Raw genomic sequence first — 19,886 nt, 5'->3', positions numbered from 1 at the left:
TAAAATAATGAGTAAAGATAAAATTTTAAATAAATATAGTAAAGTTCTTACACAAGATAAATCTCAAGGCGCATCTCAGGCTATGTTGTATGGTACAGGCATGACTGATAATGATATGAGTAAGCCTCAAATAGGTATAGCAAGTGTTTGGTATGAGGGTAATACTTGTAATATGCACCTTAACCAACTAGCACAGTTTGTTAAAAACAGTGTAGAGGCAATTAATTTAAAAGGTATGAGATTTAACACAATAGGTGTTAGTGATGGTATATCTATGGGTACAGATGGAATGAGTTACTCTCTTCAATCTAGAGATTTAATTGCGGATTCTATAGAGACAGTAATGTCTGCGCATTGGTATGATGGCCTGGTTTCTATTCCTGGATGTGATAAAAATATGCCTGGATGTATGATGGCGTTGGGCCGTCTAAATCGTCCTGGTTTTGTGATATACGGTGGAACTATTCAGGCGGGTGTTCTTCGTGGTCAACCTATAGACATAGTAACAGCTTTCCAAAGTTATGGAGCATGTCTTGCCGGTAGTATTACAGAGTCTGAACGTGTAGAAACTATTAAAAAGGCTTGTCCTGGTGCTGGAGCATGTGGTGGTATGTATACGGCAAATACAATGGCTTGTGCTATAGAAGCTATGGGTATGAGCTTACCATTTAGTTCATCTACGCCAGCAACATCGCCTGCAAAAGTTAAAGAATGTGATAGAGCTGGTGAAGTGATTAAGAATTTATTAGAGCTTGATCTAAGACCAAGAGATATCATGACTAGAAAAGCATTTGAGAATGCTATGGTTGTAATTACAGTACTTGGTGGATCTACTAATGCTGTGCTTCACTTATTAGCTATAGCTAGTTCTGTAGGTGTAGATTTAAATATCGATGACTTTCAAGAAATAGCTAATAAGACCCCATTGTTAGCTGATTTTAAACCAAGTGGAAAATTTGTTATGGCAGATTTACACGCTATAGGTGGAACTCCAGCAGTTATGAAAATGCTTCTAAGAGAAGGTATGATTCATGGCGACTGTATGACTGTTACAGGTAAAACTATGGCTGAAAATTTAGCTGAAGTTGCTGATTTGCCTGAAAATAATGAAATCGTTAGACCATTAAGCAATCCATTAAAGAAAACAAGTCATTTACAAATATTGAAAGGTAACGTGGCTCCTGAAGGTTCAGTAGCTAAAATTACTGGAAAAGAAGGTGAAGTATTTACAGGGATGGCTAATGTTTTTGATTCTGAAGAAGATATGGTTAAAGCAGTAGAAAAAGGTCGGGTTAAAAAAGGTGATGTAATAGTTATACGTTATGAAGGCCCTAAAGGTGGTCCTGGTATGCCTGAGATGTTAAAACCAACTTCTCTAATAATGGGAGCGGGCCTTGGGAAAGATGTGGCATTGATAACAGATGGACGTTTTTCCGGAGGTTCTCATGGGTTTATTGTTGGTCATATTGCACCAGAGGCTCAAGAAGGAGGTGTGATAGCTTTAATTGAGAATGGCGATAAGATCACAATTGATGCAACGAAAAATGTGATAAATGTAGATTTATCAGATGAAGAATTGGCTAAGCGTAAAGCTGACTGGAAAGCTCCTGCTTATAAAGCTACTAGAGGAACGTTGAAAAAGTATATTATGACAGTTTCTTCAGCATCTCAGGGATGTGTAACTGATTTAGACTAATTTTACTTGATTTATAGTTTTTTCTTTATTTTATTATTTTAAACGATATACTTTTTTTAAAAGCTGAAAAAAGTAGCTTCTTTTTATTACGATTAACGCTTTAAAACTCATATAAAAATATTTACACAAAATGCAGAATGAGTGTTATAAATTTTTATAATGGCTGGTGAGCTATAAAATCTCTAAGGCTAGAAAAGAAGTGTACAGAATCAATAATAATATCTCTAATTTAGTGGAGGGTGAATAATAAATGCAAATTACCGGCTCACAAGCTATAGTAAAAAGCTTAGAAGCAGAAGGTGTTGATTGTGTATTTGGTTATCCAGGTGGAGCAATCATGCCTACATATGACGCTTTACATGATGCACATGATACCGTACACCATGTGTTAGTAAGGCATGAACAAGCTGCTATTCATGGAGCAGTAGGATATGCAAGAGCAACTGAAAAAGTAGGTGTTGCTATTGCCACTTCGGGACCTGGTGCTACAAATCTCATTACAGGAATAGCGGATGCTCAAATAGATTCAGTCCCTGTGGTTTGTATTACGGGACAAGTTTTTAGCTCTCTTTTAGGAACTGATGCTTTCCAAGAGGCTGATATTATAGGAATGACTGTTGCAGCTACTAAATGGAATTATCAAATTACGGATCCTAATGAAATTCCTTATATATTTAAGAAAGCTTTTGAAATAGCTAAAAGTGGTCGTCCAGGACCTGTTCTTATAGATGTCACAAAAGATGCGCAGGTTGGAATGATGGAGTATAAAGAAGCAGAAAGCACTCCTAATTCAAAATGGACAAGAAAACCTGTTATGAATATGGACAGTGTATTGAAAGCTTCAGAGCTTATAAATAATGCAAAAAAACCAATATTGATAACTGGACATGGTGTTATGTTATCTGGTGCCGAAGAAGCTATGCTTGCATTAGCAGAGAAAGCAAGTCTTCCGGTAGTTAGTACTTTGTTGGGATTGTCTTCTTTCCCTGTTGAGCATCCTTTATATAAAGGTATGCTAGGTATGCATGGTAATTATGCAGCAAATGTTTTATGTAATGAAGCTGATGTTGTTATTGCTGTAGGCATGAGATTTGACGATAGAGTTACTGGCGATTTAAATAACTATTTACCAAATGCGAAGATTATACATATAGAAATAGATCTTTCAGAGATTAATAAAAACGTTGTGGTTGAAGTTCCTATTCATGCGGATGCAAAAGAAGCTTTATTGGCGCTTATTCCTTATGTATGCAAAAATTCTCACGAAGACTGGCATAAGCTTTTCTCAGAAATGTATCAAAAAGAAGTTGATGCTATAATAAAGAATGAAACAAAGCCTAAAGATGGTCAGTTAAAAATGGCAGAAGTGGTTAATCTTCTTTCAGAAAAGACTAAAGGCGAGGCTGTTATAGTTTCTGATGTTGGACAACATCAAATGATAGCGGCTAGATATTATAGATTTATGGATACTAATTCCCATATTAGTTCAGGAGGCTTAGGAACTATGGGCTTTGCTCTTCCTGCAGCTATTGGAGCAAAAATGGGAGTTAAAGATAAAAAAACAGTTATAGTTGTTGTTGGTGATGGCGGCTTCCAGATGAATATCCAAGAGCTGGCAGTGCTTAAGCAAGAAAATATAAATCTTAAAATAGTTGTTTTAAATAATAGTTTTCTTGGAATGGTTCGCCAGTGGCAAGAAATGTTTTTTGATGGGAGATATTCATATACTAAAATAAGTTCTCCAGATTTCATAAAAATAGCGGAAGCCTATGATATTGGAGCACAAAAAGTTGTTGAAAGAAAAGATTTATCTAATGCGATAGATGAGATGTTAAGCTCAGATGAGTCTTATTTGTTAGAAATAGTGGTTGAGCAACAGGAAAATGTATTTCCAATGGTTCCAGCAGGAGCTTCTATCAGTGATACCAGATTAGGAATAGAGGAGTAATAGATTATGAACGAGAATATTTATTTTATTGCAATAAATACGGAAAATACTCTATGTGTATTACAGAGAATTTCATCTATATTATCACGTCACCGTGTAAACATAGAGCAAATGACGGTTTTTGAAACTGCAAATAAAGGAATTTCACATTTTAATTTAGTGGTTCATAGTACAGAAATTAAAATAGAGAAGATTATAAAAAAATTAGCAAATATCATAGAAGTGATAGATATAAATATAACAAGTTCTATTCCAAAGAATGGAGTTGCTTTAGCTAGTGGTTACGAAGGTATTAAACCAACTCTTGAAAGAGTCGCATAAGCCTGTTCTCTAGATTAGAGTAGTATATTTTAAAACTTTCTATTTGATTAAATCAAAAACTATTTCATTTAGCATTATTTTCACGTTTCCTTTTTTTACCCCTTTTATACAAAGGTCAGTATCAAGGCATTTTTGTAGATTTGAGATAATGTTTTTGCTATGAACTCTATTTATTAGTGATGAATAATATTTTTGTTTGGACGGCCATATATTATTTTCTCTAAATACTTTTTGATGATAGGAAGGGTTAGTTTCTTGTAGTTGGGAAATTATTCTAAGCTCTCTTTTGAGTGTCCATAGTATAAGGGTAGCTTTATCTTTTTCTAAGAGTATATGGTTTAATATAGTTAGAGCTTTTGCTTTTTTCTGTTCAATGATGGCGTCAGATAAGTCAAAGACATTATAGTTTGTGTGTTCATGTAAAAATGGTTTTATAGTTTGTTCATCAAAGGTTTTCTGATTCTGTCTTCCTAATAATTTTAGTATTTGTTTTGTAGCAATTAAATTACCTTCAGTTTTTTGTGCCAGCATTTGTATGGCTTCGTCAGAAAGTGATAGATCATTTTCTTTAAGTATTTCGCTTTTTATTATTCTTATTGCTACATTTATGTTTGGGTCATATATGTGTACATGTATGGCATTTTGACTCAATGATTGAAACCATTTGGTAGATAGATTTTGCTTTTTTAACCCGCTGAAGATGACAAGGTATGAGTTATCACTAGGTTTGCAGAGATTGTCTATTAGAGCCTTTTGTAGATTTTTCTGAGGCGGTTTATCTAGGGTGAACTGGATGAATTTGTCCATGCTAAATAGGCTTAAACTATCTGCTTCATGGTATAAGACATCATGGTTTTGTTCACTAATATCATAGCGAGCTATTTCATAGCTTTTTTCTTTAAAAGAATTATTTATTTTCTCAATAATATTATGTTTTTGTAATGGTTCATCACCGCTTATAAGAAATAGTTTATAATCAGCTATATTCGGCTTATCCATGAAGCCAAAGTAATCTAATTCCATAGTAGATAATTATTGAGTTATATTTTAGCTACAAATATTATATAGCTTATTGATGTTAATTTTTATAGTTGTATTATGAAAAGATTTTTTATGTTGTTGATTACTGTTCTTCTTGTTGGCTGTGTTCATAAGCCAGATAATATTCAGCCAGTTGAGAATTTCAATCCTCAAAATTATTTAGGTAGGTGGTATGAAATCGCGAGGTTTGATAATAGTTTTGAGAAAGGGTTGATTAAGGTTTATGCTGAATATGGCTTAAATTCAGATGGAACAATAGAAGTTGTTAATAGTGGAGTTAATCCTATAACTGAGCAAAGAACTTATGCTAAAGGCGTTGCTAAGTTTGTTGAAAAAGATAATGTTGGCTACTTAAAAGTTTCTTTCTTTAAGCCATTTTATGGAGCTTATGTAATATTTGATTTAGAAGATGATTATAAATATGCCTATATTGCAGGTAATAATTATAATTATTTATGGTTGTTATCTAGAACTCCAACTGTACCAGACTCGGTTAAAGAAGATTTTGTAAAAAAAGCAAAAGGACTTGGCTTTGAGACAGATAAATTAGTATGGGTTAAGCAGTAGTTTATTATTTTTGTTTAGTTTTTTCTTTGTAAGTTATCCATATTAGAGGTATGCCTATTATTACGGCATCCGCTATAAGCATATATGTAAGATATTCATGAATCGAAATTGTTGAGCTTATTGAGCTTGAAGGGAATAGTCCCATTACAAAAGCTATTGAACATGCTGTAATACCTGCTAAACAAATAATCCACGCACCAAGTTTTCCAAATGGTATATTAAAACCATTGTTATTAGGGTGTGTGTATTTTAATCTAATAGCTGAAATAAATATCAGAATAAACATCATTACAGTAAATTGTGAAGTCAATGCTATGAGTAGACTAAAGGCATCCTGTAATGTTGGGGTGAATAGGTATAGGCTAGAAAATATTGTGCCAATCACTCCTTGTAGTAATAAAATGTTTACAGGCATTCCTGCTTTATTCTGTTTAGCTAAAGGTTTTGGTAAATAGCCTTCTTGAGCAACAACAAGGAGTGATCTAGCAGGTCCTAGCAACCATGCTGATAAGCTTGCCGTTGCACCAATTACTATACAGATAGCTAATATAGGTGTTAAGAATTTTAGATGAAATATCGAGAAGAATCTTGAGAATGAATCAATAACTCCATTCGTTATATTTAGCTCATTGTGTGGTATTACTGTGGCGATACTCAGAGCTGACATTGTGCTAATAAAAAGAATGATTATAGCGCTAATCAAGATTGCTCTGGGGATTGTGGTGGTAGGGTTTTTGGCATTTTTGACATGGAAGGCTAATAGCTGCATACCTGAATAGCTTGAAAATGCTATTACTAGTAAAGATAAATTTGAAGGGGTAAAAGAGGGTATTATTTGGTCATTTAAATTTATGGAGCTTTGATTTCCCGCAAGCACCCATACTATGCCTAAGCCGATGATTAATATTCCTGGTAAAATCGTGCCAAATAATGCCCCAATAATGTTTAATTTAGTGGAGGTTTTAATCTGATTTAAATTAAAAAAAGTACATCCCCAGAATATAATCATCATAGTAAAGAACATTAGCGATTTGCTGTTTTGTAAAGAAGGTATTCCAGCAAAGACTAGAGTTGCTACGATGGTTACTAGAGTTGCAGGGTAAGCAATAACGTTATTAAACCATTCAAGCCAAATAGCTATGAATCCTAATTTCTCTCCTAGGGCTACTTTTACCCATGAGTAAACTCCGCCATTGGTTGGAATCTTTGTTGCTAGTTCAGCACTAACCATTGATGTTGGAATTAGAAAAAATAAAGCTGCAATAGTGTAAAAAAATATAGCTTCTAGTCCTAAAGAAGCCATTACTGGGATGTTTCTTAGATTTAATATGGCTGATACACTAAGCATTGCTAGTGTGAAAATGCCGATAGTTTTTACATTGTTAGACATTTGGGTATCTTAAATACTGGGAGGGTTAATTGGAATTTTAGTTAAAATAATGATTAAAAACAAATCCTTATAAGATTTAAATAAAATATTCAGAGGCGCTGGGACGTAAATTATACTGGCTTGATAGAACTTTTGCATAGGCACCAGTTGAGTATATTACTATTAAATCATTTCTATTTGTTTCTGGGAGTTCTATATTCTTAGCTAAGATATCGCTAGACTCACAAATTGGCCCCACAACATGGTATTTTTTTATATTTTTATTTATGCTTAGTGATTCAATATGATGTTTTGCTTGATAAAGTGCTGGGCGAATTAGCTCAGTCATTCCAGCATCTATTATTAAGAAATTAGTTAGGTGAGTAGTTTTGTTAAAAAGTACATTGGAAACAATTATTCCTGATTGTGCAACAAGAGATCTTCCAAGCTCAAAATGTATTTGAACGCTGTTTTTAAATTTAAACCCTTTTGAAAAAGTTTCAAAATAATTATCAAAATCAACTATAGGGTTTTGGCTTGGGTTCGTATAGTCTATTCCAAGTCCGCCACCAAAATTAATATGTTCAATTTTTATACCAATGTTGAGTAAAGTTTCAAAATGTTTGTTGACTGTATTAGTTAATGACTCAAACACGGTTCTATCTAATATTTGAGATCCTACATGATAATGTAATCCAATAAATTTAATATTTTTAAATTCGCCTAATTGGCTTTGTAGAAACTCGGAGGTAGTTGAAAAAGCTATACCAAATTTATCATCAAATTGTCCAGTGCTTATATAATGGTGAGTTTTTGCATCAATATTTGGGTTTATTCGTATGCAAATAGAAGCAATCTTATTTTTATTCCTAGCTCTCTCATTAATCACCTCAATTTCTTGGATAGACTCACAGTTGAAACTAAAAATATCCTTTTCTAAAGCAATATCTATTTCTTGGTTGGTCTTGCCAACTCCTGCAAATACAATATTACTGGGGGGGATTTTATTATCTAGTGCTTGTAGTATTTCTCCTCCACTTACACAATCTATTCCCATGCTATATTCTTTTGCTAATTCTATTATTTTAGGATGGGTGTTTGCCTTTATTGCGTAATGAATATGCGCATTGTTAAAATTTTCATTTAAAGCCTTGTATGCTGCATGGAAAGTGTCTTTTAGGAGGCTTGTGTCATAGATGTAGCAAGGAGTATTTTTGTTATCTAGAGTTATAAAATCTTTTATATACTTATTGTTAAAAATTTTGTAAGTCACTTTGTATTTTAATTATTTAATCTAATTGAAGTTATTGTATTAGAAAAAAAAATAGAAGCAATCTAGTTTTTGTTTATAGGTATTTTGAGCTTATTAAAAGCTTTTTGACACTTGTTTTGGAGCGGCTTTTATTTATATACTGACTTTGTAGTTGCTTCCTAATTATGTTATCATTTGCGTATTAATTGTGCATATATTGATTTGGCTTATGACAAATAGTGTCTACGAGCAATTTGCTCCAATTTTAATTTTCCTAATTATTTCGGTAGCTATAGGTGTTGCATTCGCTATGATTGGTAAGATTTTGTCGATTATAGTTGGTGTTAATAAACCGAGTGAAAGTAAGGGTGAAACCTTCGAGTGTGGTTTTCCTACTTTTGGTGATGCAAGAGAAAAGTTGGATGTTAGATTTTATCTGGTGGCAGTTTTATTTTTAGTTTTTGATTTGGAATTGGCATTTATTATTCCATGGGGAATAAACTTAAGAGCTAGCGTAGATTCTCCAGCTATTTCAAATGGTGCGTTCGTTGCAATGATAATATTTTTGGTAGTTTTGTTTCTAGGCCTTATTTATGGCTGGAAAAAAGGAGCTTTGGAATGGGAGTAGGTGGCGAGAATAAAGGCTTTATTACGGCCAGTGCTGATGCTTTGATTAACTGGGTTAGAACAGGGTCTTTATGGCCAGTAACGACTGGTTTGGCTTGTTGTGCGGTTGAGATGATGCACGCGGGAGCTTCGAGGTATGATTTAGATAGGTTCGGGGTTGTTTTTAGACCGAGTCCTAGGCAATCTGATGTATTGTTGGTGGCTGGGACTCTTTGTAATAAGATGGCTCCTGCATTGAGGCAAGTGTATGATCAGATGCCTGATCCAAAATGGGTTATCTCTATGGGATCTTGTGCAAATGGTGGCGGATATTATCATTATTCTTATTCGGTTGTGAGAGGGTGCGATAGAATTATTCCTGTTGATATATATGTTCCAGGTTGTCCACCAACAGCTGAGGCTCTAGTCTACGGAATTATTCAGCTTCAAAATAAAATAATTCGAACCAATACTATAGCGAGGAAGTAATTGTGAGTAATTCTTTGCAAACACATTTGGATAATATTTCTAACCTGTTTAAAGGTTGGGCAGTTTCTTGCTATATTGCAAATAGGGAAATAAATATCTCTATAAGTGATCAAAGAGATATTTATTTGGTGTTAGATGCTCTTAGGAAGAGATACTCTTTTGAGCAGCTAACTGATATTACGGCAGTTGATTATCTTACTTATGGTCAAACTGATTGGGATACTGGTAATGTTGTTTCTCAAGCAGGATTTTCTAGGGGAAGAAAGCAAGATACTAAAAATACTGATGCGGATGATAGATTTGAGTTGATATATCAGTTATTGAGTTTTAAGAAGAATGTTCGTATAAGGGTTAAGTGTAAGCTCAAGAATGCTCAAATAATCTTGGTTGATTCTGTTTCTGATATCTGGCCTTCAGCGAACTGGGCGGAAAGAGAAGTTTATGATATGTTTGGCATCTACTTTAGGAATCATCCAGATTTAAGAAGAGTGCTTACAGATTATGGCTTTGTTGGACATCCTTTAAGAAAAGATTTCCCTCAAACAGGTTATGTTGAGATGAGGTATGATGAAAACCTAGGAAAGGTTGTTTATGAACCTGTGGAAATAGATGATAGAGTAAATTCTCCTAGAGTTATTCGTAAATAAATGTGGATTTTTGAGTATGGCAGAATATAAGAATTACACGTTAAATTTTGGTCCAGTTCACCCTGCTGCTCATGGTGTATTGAGACTAATTTTGGAATTAGATGGGGAGACGGTTGTTAGGGCTGATCCTCATGTTGGTTTGCTACATAGAGGCACTGAGAAGTTGGCTGAATTTAAGCCGTATAATCAAAGTATTGGCTATATGGATAGGCTTGATTATGTATCTATGATGTGTAATGAGCACTCATATGTTATGGCAATAGAAAAGCTTTTAGAAATAGAAGTTCCTGAAAGAGCTCAGTATATTAGAGTGATGTTTGCTGAGATGACAAGATTGTTGAACCATTTGTTATGGGCTGCGGCTTGTGGTATAGATTTGGGTGCGATGACAATTTTCTTGTATGCATTTAGAGTTAGGGAAGATTTGTTTGATTGCTATGAGGCTGTTTCTGGTGCTCGTATGCATGCTACATATTTTAGACCTGGTGGAGTGTATAGGGATCTGCCAGTAGAAATGCCTAAGTATAAAGAAAGTAGATTTACAAGTAAGAGAAAAGCTAAAAAAATTAATAAAGCTAGGGAAGGCAGCATGCTTGATTTCTTAGATAACTTTGTTAAGGGTTTTGAAAAGTCTTTAGATGAGATAGATACTTTGTTGACTGATAATAGACTTTGGAAGCAGAGAACTGTTGATATAGGTACTGTTTCTGCAGAAAGAGCAAAAGCACTAGGCTTTTCTGGTCCGATGCTTAGAGGAAGTGGTGTTGCATGGGATTTAAGAAAGATGCAGCCATATGAAGTTTATGATAAGTTGGATTTTGATATACCTGTCGGAGCTACGGGTGATTGCTATGATAGATATCTTGTGAGAATGGCTGAGATGAGAGAGTCTAATAAGATTATTAAGCAGTGTATCGATTGGTTGAGAGTGAATGAAGGAAGGGTTATTTCTGATAATTATAAGGTCGCTCCTCCGACTAGAGATGGTATGAAAAATAATATGGAAGAGCTTATTCATCATTTTAAGCTTTTTTCTGAAGGGTATTGTGTTCCAGAAGGTGAGGTTTATGTTGGTACAGAGCATCCAAAGGGTGAATTTGGTGTTTATTTGAAGTCTGATGGTGCTAATAAACCATATAGGCTTAAAATGAGAGCTCCAGGGTTTGCTCATATTAGTGCGATGGATGAGATGCTTTCTGGGCATATGTTGGCAGATACTCCAGCAATTATTGCGACACAAGATATTGTGTTTGGTGATATTGATAGATAGTTTGAGGATATAGAATGTCTTTATTACAAATAGTTTCAGCAGCGGTCATTGAAGATATTGATAGGGTCGTTAGCAAATTCCCAGCGGATCAGAAGAGATCGGCAATAATAGAAAGTTTGCATATTCTGCAAGATGAAAATGGTGGGTATCTTACGGATGAATTGCAAACTGCTTTAGCAGACTATCTTGGGGTCAGCAAGGTTGATGTTTATGAGGTTTCTACTTTTTATAGTATGTATTGCTTAGAGCCTGTAGGAAAACATAAGCTTAATGTTTGTACAAATGTATCTTGTATGCTAAATGGTGCTTATGAAATAGTTGAGCACATTGGGAATAGATTAGGTATTAAGCCTGGTCAGACAACTAAAGATGGTAGGATAACTTTAAAAGAGGTTGAGTGCTTGGGTGCTTGTTGTGGTTCCCCTATGTTAGAGGTTGATAAAGTGTTTCATGAAAACCTTACTATAGAAAAGGTTGATAAGATAATAGATGGGCTGGAGTAGTTATGGCTAATGAGGTTTGTTTTCGTACGCTACATTTAGATAAGCCGTGGACTTTAGAGTCTTATTTATCTGTTGGTGGATACTCTTATTGGAATAGAATATTAAGTGAAAAAATAGCTCCAGAAGTTATTATTGATGAGTTAAAAGCATCAGGTCTTCGTGGTCGAGGTGGTGCAGGATTTCCAGCTGGTTTGAAGTGGAGCTTTATGCCAAGGAGTGTTCCTGGTCAAAAATATGTTGTGTGTAACTCTGATGAGGGTGAGCCTGGAACATGTAAAGACAGAGAGATTTTAAGAAATAATCCTCATCAACTGATAGAAGGTATGGCTATTGCTGGTTATGTTATGGGAGCTACTGCTGGATATAACTATATTAGAGGAGAGTTTTTTGAGCCTATAGAAAGGTTTGAGGATGCTTTAAGAGAAGCATATCAGGCTGGTCTTTTAGGTTCTGATATTAAAAAGTCGGGTGTGACTTTTAATCTATATTGTGCTGTTGGGGCAGGAGCTTATATTTGTGGTGAAGAAACAGCGCTTCTTAACTCTTTAGAGGGAAAGAAGGGACGTCCTAGATTTAAACCACCTTTTCCAGCTTTTAAAGGTTTATATGATAGGCCAACTAATATAAATAATACCGAGACTTACGCTTCAGTCCCTCCTATTTTAGAAAAAGGCGGTAAATGGTTTAGTGAGCTAGGTACTGAGAAAAGTGGTGGAACTAAGTTGTTCTGTGTTTCGGGCCATGTTAAGAAGCAGGGGGTTTTTGAAGTAGGCATGGGTATGTCTTTTAAGGACTTGCTTGATATGTGTGGTGGAGTTAGAAACGGTAATAAGCTTAAGGCAGTTATTCCTGGTGGTAGTTCAAGTAAAATTTTAACAGGCGAAGAAATGTTGAATGTTACTATGGATTATGAATCAATAGCAGCGGCTGGCTCAATGTTAGGGTCTGGAGCAGTTGTGGTTTTGGACGAAACTGTTTGTATGGTTAGAACTTTGGCTAGACTTGCAGACTTTTACTATGAGGAGTCTTGTGGTCAGTGTACACCTTGTAGAGAGGGTACTGGTTGGCTAGCTCGTACATTGCATAGAATTATCCATGGAGAAGGAAGGCCTGAAGATATTGATACTTTATTTAGAGTAGCTACGAATATAGAAGGGAATACTATTTGTGGTTTAGGAGATGCTGCTGCGTGGCCAGTGCAGAGTTATATAGATAAATTTAGGCATGAATTTGTTTATATGATAGAGAATGATGGCAGAAGTATTGTAGATAAATAATTTGTTGGAGAAGTTTTGTGTCAGACAATAAAGAATCCAAAAAAGTTAATGTAGAAATAGATGGTAGAAGTTATGAAGCGCTACCTAACCAGACTATAATTCAGATTGCAGATGCAAATGGTATATATATACCTAGATTTTGTTACCATAAAAAGCTTTCTGTAGCAGCTAACTGTCGTATGTGTTTAGTTGATGTTGATGGTGCTAGAAGAGCATCGCCGGCTTGCGCAACACCAGTTATGGACGGAATGAAAGTAAAAACAAGGTCTGAAAAAGCTTTGCAGATGCAAAAAGATGTTATGGAGTTTTTGCTTATAAACCATCCATTAGACTGTCCGATTTGTGATCAAGGTGGAGAGTGTGAGTTACAAGATATTGCTCTTGGTTACGGAAATACTACATCAGACTATAAGGAAACAAAAAGAGCAGTTGCAGATCCTGGACTTGGTCCTTTGATATCTACTGATATGACTAGATGTATTCTATGTACACGCTGTGTTAGATTTGGTGAGGAAGTGGCTGGCGTTAAAGAGCTAGGTGTTATGGGAAGAAGCGATCATTCTGAGATTAGTACTTATATCTCTGGAGATGTAGTTAATTCGGAATTGTCAGGAAATGTTATAGACCTTTGCCCTGTTGGAGCACTTACTTCAAAGCCTTTTAGATTTAAAGCAAGAGCTTGGGAGCTTAAACAATATCCAGCTATCTCTGCTGGTGACGGTGTTGCTACAGATTTAAATGCACACATATATCAAAATAAATTAGTTAGAGTTGTACCGAGAGAAGATGAAACGGGAAGTACATGGATAGCTGATAGGGATAGATTTGAATATGCGGGTCTTTATAGCGAAGATAGAATTGAGCAACCAATGATTAAAAAATCAGGTGATTGGGTGCCTGTTTCTTGGGAAGAGGCTTTAGATTTTGTAAAAGTGGCTATTAAGCAAACAGTTGAAAAAGATGGTGCTGATAAAATAGCTGCTGTAATATCTGAGAGCTCTACTTCAGAAGAAATGTTTTTAACAAAAAAACTTTTGAAAGCTGTAGGCTCTGAAAATATAGATTCTCGAGTAAGAGAGAATGCTTCTAAAAAAGGAGTTTCATCTGGTATTGGACTGGATTGTTCATTAAAAGAAATTGAAAAGTCTGATTTTATATTTGTTCTAGGTTCAAATCTGAGAAAAGAATATCCATTAATAAATTATGGAGTAAAAGAAGCTGTTGAAAAAGGTGCTAAGGTAGTTGCTTGGAATATCTGTGATTACGAGTTTAATTATCCAATTGCTCAGACAAAAATGGATTTAAGTGACGCAGGGTTTTTAGCCCTTTCTTTACTTAAAGCTTTGCTTACTAGAGCTAATATTAGCTATAGTCATTTTGATTTAGATGATGTTTTAAGAAAAGTTGATCCTGCTGCAGAAGTAAGAAAAGTTGCAGATCAAATTTTAGAAGCAAATTCACCGAAAATACTTGTTGGGCAAGATATAGTTGGATCAAAAGAGTTTGGGTTTGTATCAATCATTATTTCTATGATAAGAGAAGTTATAAATATCAAAGGAGGATTCTTGCCAACAAATGTTAATTCGGTAGGCGCTGTCAGAACAGGAGTGGTCCCTGGTTTTGGTTGCGATACGGAGTTTTCTGTGAAAGAGTGTTTGAGTGGAAGTACAGATACGAAATTATTGTTATTATTTAATACTGAGCCTGCTAAGGATAGTGTTCTTGGTGAAGCTAAATTAAAAGAAGCTTTATCAAATATAGATATTGTAGTTTCATTTGGTGCTTATGCAGATAGATTGATAAAAGAACAGGCAGATATCATTATTCCTACTGCTTCTCATTATGAAACATCTGGTAGTTTTGTGGATGCTTTTGGAAATATTAAGAAGTTTAAGCAAGTTGTAAAGCCTTATGCTGAAAATAAAGAGCTCTGGAGAATCCTAAGAGTTCTGGGTAATATATTAGATCTGAAAGGTTTTGAATATAATGAAATCTCAGAAGTCACTACAGATGCTTATAATAATCAGCAAGATAATAGTAGTGTTGAAATAGATTATAAAAAAGAGCTGAAAGAGTTGCCTTTGGAAGAAGCTAGAGATATAACTTTTGTTGCTACTAGCAGTATGTACGATAATACTAGCTTAATAAGAAGATCTAAACCTTTACAGGAAACTCAAGATGCTAAAAGGTATTCTGGAGTAAGAATTTCTAGAACTTTAGCAGATAAGATTGGTTCTGATAATGAAGTTGGTAGAATCAAGTTTTATAATATAGAAAATTCAGTTGAATATGATTTTGTTGTAGATGATGCTCTTCATTCAAAGAATATAATGATTCCTAGAAAAAAAATGGAGTCATTTTTGTATAGTGACAACAATATTAGTATAAGACTAGTTAACGATAAGGGAGAGTAGGTATGTTAGAGTATGTTTTATGGATTTCTCTTTATACTCTTCTTATAATCATTCCTTTGATTTTAGTGGTTGCGTACTATACATATGCTGAGAGAAAAGTTATTGGATATATGCAAGATAGGATTGGTCCAAATAGAGTCGGCTCTTTTGGTTTGTTGCAACCTATAATTGATGCTTTAAAGCTTTTCTTAAAAGAGATAATTGTTCCTACAAAATCAAATAGATATTTATTCTTTGTTGCTCCAATATTGGCATTTGCACCAGCATATGCAGCGTGGGCAGTTATCCCATTTGCTAAAGGTGTAGTGGTCTCAGATATGAATCTTGGACTTCTTTATATATTAGCAATGACATCTTTTTCTATATATGGAATAGTTATTGCTGGGTGGGCATCAAATAGTAAATATTCTTTATTCGGTGCGCTTAGAGCTGGAGCTCAAGTTATTTCATATGAGCTTTCTATGGGCTTTGCTATAGTAGGCGTTGTAATAGCTGCTGGATCTATGAGTATAACAGGAATAATAGAGTCACAAGCTGGAGGAATATTACATTGGTATTTTATACCTTTATTCCCTTTGTTTATTGTGTATTTCATTTCAGGTATTGCTGAAACTAATAGAGCGCCTTTTGACGTTGTTGAGGGAGAGTCTGAAATTGTTGCAGGGCATCACATAGAATATACTGGGGCTAGATTTGCTTTATTTTTCTTGGCAGAATATGCGAATATGATTTTAATTAGTATTTTGACTGCGATAATGTTTTTAGGCGGTTGGAATTCTCCTTTTGAAGGAACAGCTCTTGAGCACATATTTTCAATAATACCTGGCGTAGTATGGTTATTTGGTAAAACTAGTGTGTTTATGTTTATGTTTTTATGGATTAGAGCAACTTACCCTAGATATAGATATGATCAAATAATGAGACTTGGATGGAAAATATTTATTCCACTAACATTTGCTTGGGTTGTTGTGGTTGCTTGTATGGTAAGATTTAATGTAGGGCCTTGGTGGTAAAAAGGATAAAGAAATGAGAAATGTTACAAGTTTTCTTAAAACATTTTTACTATGGGAGCTTTTGAAAGGGCTGACAGTTACGGGGAAACACTTTTTTACTAGAAAAGTTACTGTACAGTACCCAGATGAAAGAACTCCTGTCTCTAATAGATTTAGAGGTTTACATGCTTTAAGACGATATGAAAATGGTGAAGAAAGATGTATTGCTTGTAAACTTTGTGAGGTGGTTTGCCCAGCTTTAGCAATTACAATTAATTCAACTGAAAGGGAAGATGGTTCAAGAAGAACATCAAGTTATGAAATAGATTTATTTAAATGTATATTTTGTGGCTTCTGTGAAGAGTCATGTCCAGTTGATTCTATTGTTGAGACAAATATTCTGGAGTATCACTTTGAAGAAAGAGGTGAGAATATTATGACTAAGGCCAAATTGTTAGCAATAGGAGATAAGTATGAATCTCAAATTGCAGCAGATAGATTACAAGATAAAAATTTTAGATAGAGGGGTTATAAGTGATAGTTAATATTTTATTTTATATATTTGCATCTCTAGCTATTATTTCAGCTTTGGTATTAGTGTTAGGCAATAATCCAGTTAATTCTGTCATAGCTATGATCTCGACGTTTATTTTTTCAGCTGCAGTATGGATTACTTTTCAGCAAACATATTTAGCTTTACTTTTGATAGTTGTTTATGTTGGTGCTGTACTGGTTATGTTTCTGTTCGTGGTATTTATGCTTGACTTACATGTTGAAAAGCAGGGTAGAGTTGGTAGATTTTTTTATGCGCTTTCAGCAATTATTGTATGTGCAATATTTGCAACAATAATAACTTACGCAGTGATCCAAGTTTTTTCTGGAGCAACTATGAAAGAGGGCGTTGGAGGATTGAAAATAATAGGCTCTACAATGTTTAATGATAGTAATTTATATGTTTTTGAGCTTGTGGACTTTATTCTTCTTGCTGCTATGGTTGCTGCAGTTACTCTTACTTTAAGAAGTAAAAGAAAAGATAATAGATCAGTTAATCCTGTTGAGCAAATTAGAGTTAGAGCTAAAGATCGTTTGACTATGGTTAAGATAGGATCTGATAAAAAGCAAAAACAAGAGGATGTGACTAATGAATAGTATTACAATTCCAGTTACGCATGGATTAATTTTTAGCACAATACTTTTTGTTATAAGTGTTGCGGGGATTATTATAAATAGAAGAAATATTTTAATTCTTTTAATGTCCATAGAGCTAATGCTTCTTGCTGTTAATACAAACTTTTTGATATTTGCAAATATGCATCAACAAGCGATGGGTGGAGTTTTTGTATTCTTTATACTAGCCGTGGCTGCAGCTGAAACAGCTATAGGTCTTGCTATTGTAGTAGCAATCTCACGTAAGAGAAAAACAATTGATTTAAGTAAACTTAATACATTGAAAGGTTAGGCAGGCAATGATGATAAATAATCAAATAGCAGCTATAGTAATTGCGATTATAGTTTTGGCGCCTTTAGTTGGAGCTATTACTGCAGGATTTTTTAGTAAATCTATAAAAAATGAAGGTGTAAGCTTTTTTACAATAGTTCTATGTAGTGTATCTTTTGTATTAAGTGCTGTGTTAGCTTATGGAGTTTTCTTTTACGGAGATGTTTATAGCGCTACATATTATAGCTGGGCTCCTATTTCTAATAAATTTTCATTAGATGTTGGATTTACTGTTAATAAGATAACAGTATACATGATGCTTATAGTTACATTTGTTTCAACATTAGTACATGTTTACTCTATAGGTTATATGAAAGGTGAGGAAGGGTATGCAAGATTCTTCTCTTACATTTCAGGTTTTACCTTTGCTATGTTGTGTCTAGTAATGGGTAATAATTTTCTATTATTATTTTTTGGTTGGGAAGGTGTAGGTTTATTCTCTTATTTATTAATAGGTTTCTATTTTAATAAAGACTCAGCAAATATAGCTAGCTTAAGAGCTTTCTTAGTTAATAGAATTGGTGATTTAGGATTTTTATTAGGTATAGGTGCAGTAATACTTTATACAGGTTCTATAAACTATGATACAGTTTTTGCAAGTCTTTCGAGCATAGATAATACTCAGGTTGTTGAGTTTTTAGGTATATCTTTTAGTCCAGTAACATTAATGTGTGTTTTACTTTTCATTGGAGCTATGGGGAAATCTGCTCAATTTCCTTTACACTCTTGGTTAGAAGGTTCTATGGAAGGCCCTACTCCTATTTCAGCTCTTATACATGCTGCTACAATGGTTACAGCAGGTGTATTTATGGTTGCCAGACTTTCTCCAATGTTTGTGATGTCTGAAGCAGCATTGAGCTTTGTGTTAATAATAGGCGCTATTACTTGTTTATTTATGGGATTAATAGCTATTGTACAGACTGATATTAAAAGAGTTATTGCATATTGTACTCTTTCTCAGCTTGGTTATATGATGGTTGCTCAAGGAGCAGGTGCTTTTTCTATAGGTATGTTCCATCTTATGACTCATGCTATGTTTAAGGCACTTCTATTCTTAGCTGCAGGTTCTGTTATAGTTGCTATGCATCATGAGCAAGATATCAGAAGAATGGGTGGTTTAAGAAAATATTTACCTCTTACATATGTTTGTATGTTTATAGGTGCTTGGGCTTTAGCTGCGCTGCCTCCTTTTTCAGGATTTTTCTCAAAAGATTTAATAATAGAAGCGGCTGGTAGTACTAAAGTTTTTGGTCATGATTTTGCTTATGCAATGGTTTTAGCGTGTGCTTTTGTAACTTCTTTCTATATATTTAGAATGTTTTTCTTGGTATTCCATGGTAAAGAAAGAATGACTGAAGAAGAAAAGTCTCATATCAAAGAGTCTCCATTATCAATATTGATACCTTTAGTATTATTAGCTATCCCATCCGCTTTGATAGGTTGGTATTTCTTTGAGCCAATATTGTCTCAAGCTAATGGATTATTTGGAGATACAATTAGTTCTTACGCACAGCAAGGACTTGGTGGATTGAGTGTTACAGCACATTTAGCTTCTGATGAAGCTACTGCTACACCATTAACATTTGTTAAACACTCTTTCCATTCCCTAGCTTTTTGGTTAGCATTTGGCGCATTTATTTTGTCATATATACTTTATATATGGTTACCTAGTATTCCAGAGTTTTTATCTAAGACAAAGTCAGGGGTGGGAATTTTTTATCATATTTTAGTCAAAAAGTACTTCATTGATTTTTTATATGATGTGGTTTTTGCAAAAGCATTTTTATTAATAAGTGCATTTTTGTGGAAAGTGATAGATATATTTATTATAGATAAAACGATTGTTCATGGATCATCAAATTTAATATATCAAACAGGAGATAGTTTTAGAAAACTACAAAGAGGATATTTGTTTGATTATGCTTTTGTAATGATGGTTGGGGTATTGTTATTTATATTATTGCTAGTAATGGTTTAGCTAATAGAGGGTAAATTT

General features: G+C 34.3%; 19 protein-coding genes. 16 read left to right on the top strand and 3 right to left on the bottom strand.

Translation table 11 applies throughout. The annotated features are described in order from the left end of the window. Nucleotides 1-7 precede the first annotated feature (7 nt). From ilvD to DNK87_RS08010, 3 genes are all read left to right on the top strand, one after another. A complete protein-coding gene (ilvD, locus tag DNK87_RS08020) occupies nt 8-1,696 on the top strand; it encodes a dihydroxy-acid dehydratase (RefSeq protein ID WP_119331045.1) in 1,689 nt (562 codons plus the stop codon). A 250-nt stretch (nt 1,697-1,946) separates the two neighbouring features. Then, nucleotides 1,947-3,644, top strand: a complete 1,698-nt coding sequence (gene ilvB / locus DNK87_RS08015) for a biosynthetic-type acetolactate synthase large subunit (RefSeq protein WP_119331044.1) — start codon at nt 1,947-1,949, stop codon at nt 3,642-3,644. Between the two features lie 6 nt (nt 3,645-3,650). Continuing rightward, the gene (locus tag DNK87_RS08010) at nt 3,651-3,965 is read left to right on the top strand and encodes an ACT domain-containing protein (RefSeq protein ID WP_119331043.1); all 315 of its coding nucleotides are present in this window, start codon (nt 3,651-3,653) and stop codon (nt 3,963-3,965) included. 39 nt (nt 3,966-4,004) lie between these two features. Here DNK87_RS08010 and holA read toward each other — a convergent pair whose 3' ends face one another. Then, nucleotides 4,005-4,988: a DNA polymerase III subunit delta gene (gene holA, locus DNK87_RS08005; RefSeq protein ID WP_119331042.1), complete on the bottom strand. Its 984-nt coding sequence runs from the start codon at nt 4,986-4,988 to the stop codon at nt 4,005-4,007. A 75-nt stretch (nt 4,989-5,063) separates the two neighbouring features. Here holA and DNK87_RS08000 point away from each other — a divergent pair, with 75 nt between their 5' ends. Next, a complete protein-coding gene (locus DNK87_RS08000) occupies nt 5,064-5,573 on the top strand; it encodes a lipocalin family protein (RefSeq protein WP_119331041.1) in 510 nt (169 codons plus the stop codon). A gap of 4 nt (nt 5,574-5,577) precedes the next feature. On the opposite strand, the gene DNK87_RS07995 is transcribed toward DNK87_RS08000, so the two are convergent. Beyond that, a complete protein-coding gene (locus DNK87_RS07995; protein WP_119331040.1) occupies nt 5,578-6,963 on the bottom strand; it encodes an APC family permease in 1,386 nt (461 codons plus the stop codon). 76 nt (nt 6,964-7,039) lie between these two features. Beyond that, nucleotides 7,040-8,215: a diaminopimelate decarboxylase gene (gene lysA, locus DNK87_RS07990; protein ID WP_119331039.1), complete on the bottom strand. Its 1,176-nt coding sequence runs from the start codon at nt 8,213-8,215 to the stop codon at nt 7,040-7,042. Between the two features lie 208 nt (nt 8,216-8,423). On the opposite strand from lysA, the gene ndhC reads away from it, so the two are divergent. Genes ndhC through nuoL form a run of 12 tightly spaced genes read left to right on the top strand, consistent with a single transcriptional unit; the run spans nt 8,424 to nt 19,868 of the window. Beyond that, entirely contained in the window at nt 8,424-8,822 is a 399-nt protein-coding gene (ndhC, locus tag DNK87_RS07985; protein WP_119331038.1) for an NADH-quinone oxidoreductase subunit A, read from the top strand. Beyond that, nucleotides 8,813-9,289, top strand: coding sequence for a NuoB/complex I 20 kDa subunit family protein (locus tag DNK87_RS07980; protein ID WP_071663547.1), 477 nt, complete (start codon nt 8,813-8,815; stop codon nt 9,287-9,289). The genes ndhC and DNK87_RS07980 overlap by 10 nt, the downstream gene beginning before the upstream one ends. 2 nt (nt 9,290-9,291) lie before the next feature. Continuing rightward, a complete protein-coding gene (locus DNK87_RS07975) occupies nt 9,292-9,936 on the top strand; it encodes a complex I 30 kDa subunit family protein (RefSeq protein WP_119331037.1) in 645 nt (214 codons plus the stop codon). Between the two features lie 16 nt (nt 9,937-9,952). After that, nucleotides 9,953-11,206 (top strand): NADH-quinone oxidoreductase subunit D, encoded by a 1,254-nt coding sequence (locus DNK87_RS07970; RefSeq protein WP_119331036.1) that lies wholly within the window; start codon nt 9,953-9,955, stop codon nt 11,204-11,206. Nucleotides 11,207-11,220: 14 nt separating this feature from the next. Further along, the gene (locus tag DNK87_RS07965; protein WP_119331035.1) at nt 11,221-11,709 is read left to right on the top strand and encodes an NADH-quinone oxidoreductase subunit NuoE family protein; all 489 of its coding nucleotides are present in this window, start codon (nt 11,221-11,223) and stop codon (nt 11,707-11,709) included. A 2-nt stretch (nt 11,710-11,711) separates the two neighbouring features. Further along, the gene (gene nuoF / locus DNK87_RS07960; RefSeq protein ID WP_119331034.1) at nt 11,712-12,986 is read left to right on the top strand and encodes an NADH-quinone oxidoreductase subunit NuoF; all 1,275 of its coding nucleotides are present in this window, start codon (nt 11,712-11,714) and stop codon (nt 12,984-12,986) included. Between the two features lie 17 nt (nt 12,987-13,003). Further along, nucleotides 13,004-15,400: an NADH-quinone oxidoreductase subunit NuoG gene (gene nuoG / locus DNK87_RS07955; protein WP_119331033.1), complete on the top strand. Its 2,397-nt coding sequence runs from the start codon at nt 13,004-13,006 to the stop codon at nt 15,398-15,400. Between the two features lie 2 nt (nt 15,401-15,402). Next, nucleotides 15,403-16,413, top strand: coding sequence for an NADH-quinone oxidoreductase subunit NuoH (gene nuoH, locus DNK87_RS07950; protein WP_119331032.1), 1,011 nt, complete (start codon nt 15,403-15,405; stop codon nt 16,411-16,413). A gap of 13 nt (nt 16,414-16,426) precedes the next feature. Next, nucleotides 16,427-16,915 (top strand): NADH-quinone oxidoreductase subunit NuoI, encoded by a 489-nt coding sequence (gene nuoI, locus DNK87_RS07945; protein ID WP_071663554.1) that lies wholly within the window; start codon nt 16,427-16,429, stop codon nt 16,913-16,915. A gap of 11 nt (nt 16,916-16,926) precedes the next feature. Further along, nucleotides 16,927-17,541 (top strand): NADH-quinone oxidoreductase subunit J, encoded by a 615-nt coding sequence (locus DNK87_RS07940; RefSeq protein WP_119331031.1) that lies wholly within the window; start codon nt 16,927-16,929, stop codon nt 17,539-17,541. Continuing rightward, entirely contained in the window at nt 17,534-17,851 is a 318-nt protein-coding gene (nuoK, locus tag DNK87_RS07935; RefSeq protein WP_071663556.1) for an NADH-quinone oxidoreductase subunit NuoK, read from the top strand. The genes DNK87_RS07940 and nuoK overlap by 8 nt, the downstream gene beginning before the upstream one ends. Nucleotides 17,852-17,858: 7 nt before the next feature. Next, nucleotides 17,859-19,868, top strand: coding sequence for an NADH-quinone oxidoreductase subunit L (gene nuoL / locus DNK87_RS07930; RefSeq protein WP_119331030.1), 2,010 nt, complete (start codon nt 17,859-17,861; stop codon nt 19,866-19,868). Nucleotides 19,869-19,886: the final 18 nt, after the last annotated feature.

It is taken from the genome of Pseudofrancisella aestuarii (genome assembly GCF_003574475.2).
Classification (GTDB): domain Bacteria; phylum Pseudomonadota; class Gammaproteobacteria; order Francisellales; family Francisellaceae; genus Francisella; species Francisella aestuarii.
The sequence above is the reverse complement of the archived record's forward strand: the minus strand, read 5'-3'. Positions and strand labels throughout refer to the sequence as shown.

Bases quoted from the DNA above. Each gene is read 5' to 3' on its own strand.
- ilvD (WP_119331045.1), top strand. From the start codon at position 8: ATGAGTAAAGATAAAATTTTAAATAAATATAGTAAAGTTCTTACACAA.
- ilvB (WP_119331044.1), top strand. From the start codon at position 1,947: ATGCAAATTACCGGCTCACAAGCTATAGTAAAAAGCTTAGAAGCAGAA.
- DNK87_RS08010 (WP_119331043.1), top strand. From the start codon at position 3,651: ATGAACGAGAATATTTATTTTATTGCAATAAATACGGAAAATACTCTA.
- holA (WP_119331042.1), bottom strand. From the start codon at position 4,988: ATGGAATTAGATTACTTTGGCTTCATGGATAAGCCGAATATAGCTGAT.
- DNK87_RS08000 (WP_119331041.1), top strand. From the start codon at position 5,064: ATGAAAAGATTTTTTATGTTGTTGATTACTGTTCTTCTTGTTGGCTGT.
- DNK87_RS07995 (WP_119331040.1), bottom strand. From the start codon at position 6,963: ATGTCTAACAATGTAAAAACTATCGGCATTTTCACACTAGCAATGCTT.
- ndhC (WP_119331038.1), top strand. From the start codon at position 8,424: ATGACAAATAGTGTCTACGAGCAATTTGCTCCAATTTTAATTTTCCTA.
- DNK87_RS07980 (WP_071663547.1), top strand. From the start codon at position 8,813: ATGGGAGTAGGTGGCGAGAATAAAGGCTTTATTACGGCCAGTGCTGAT.
- DNK87_RS07970 (WP_119331036.1), top strand. From the start codon at position 9,953: ATGGCAGAATATAAGAATTACACGTTAAATTTTGGTCCAGTTCACCCT.
- DNK87_RS07965 (WP_119331035.1), top strand. From the start codon at position 11,221: ATGTCTTTATTACAAATAGTTTCAGCAGCGGTCATTGAAGATATTGAT.
- nuoF (WP_119331034.1), top strand. From the start codon at position 11,712: ATGGCTAATGAGGTTTGTTTTCGTACGCTACATTTAGATAAGCCGTGG.
- nuoH (WP_119331032.1), top strand. From the start codon at position 15,403: ATGTTAGAGTATGTTTTATGGATTTCTCTTTATACTCTTCTTATAATC.
- nuoI (WP_071663554.1), top strand. From the start codon at position 16,427: ATGAGAAATGTTACAAGTTTTCTTAAAACATTTTTACTATGGGAGCTT.
- nuoK (WP_071663556.1), top strand. From the start codon at position 17,534: ATGAATAGTATTACAATTCCAGTTACGCATGGATTAATTTTTAGCACA.
- nuoL (WP_119331030.1), top strand. From the start codon at position 17,859: ATGATGATAAATAATCAAATAGCAGCTATAGTAATTGCGATTATAGTT.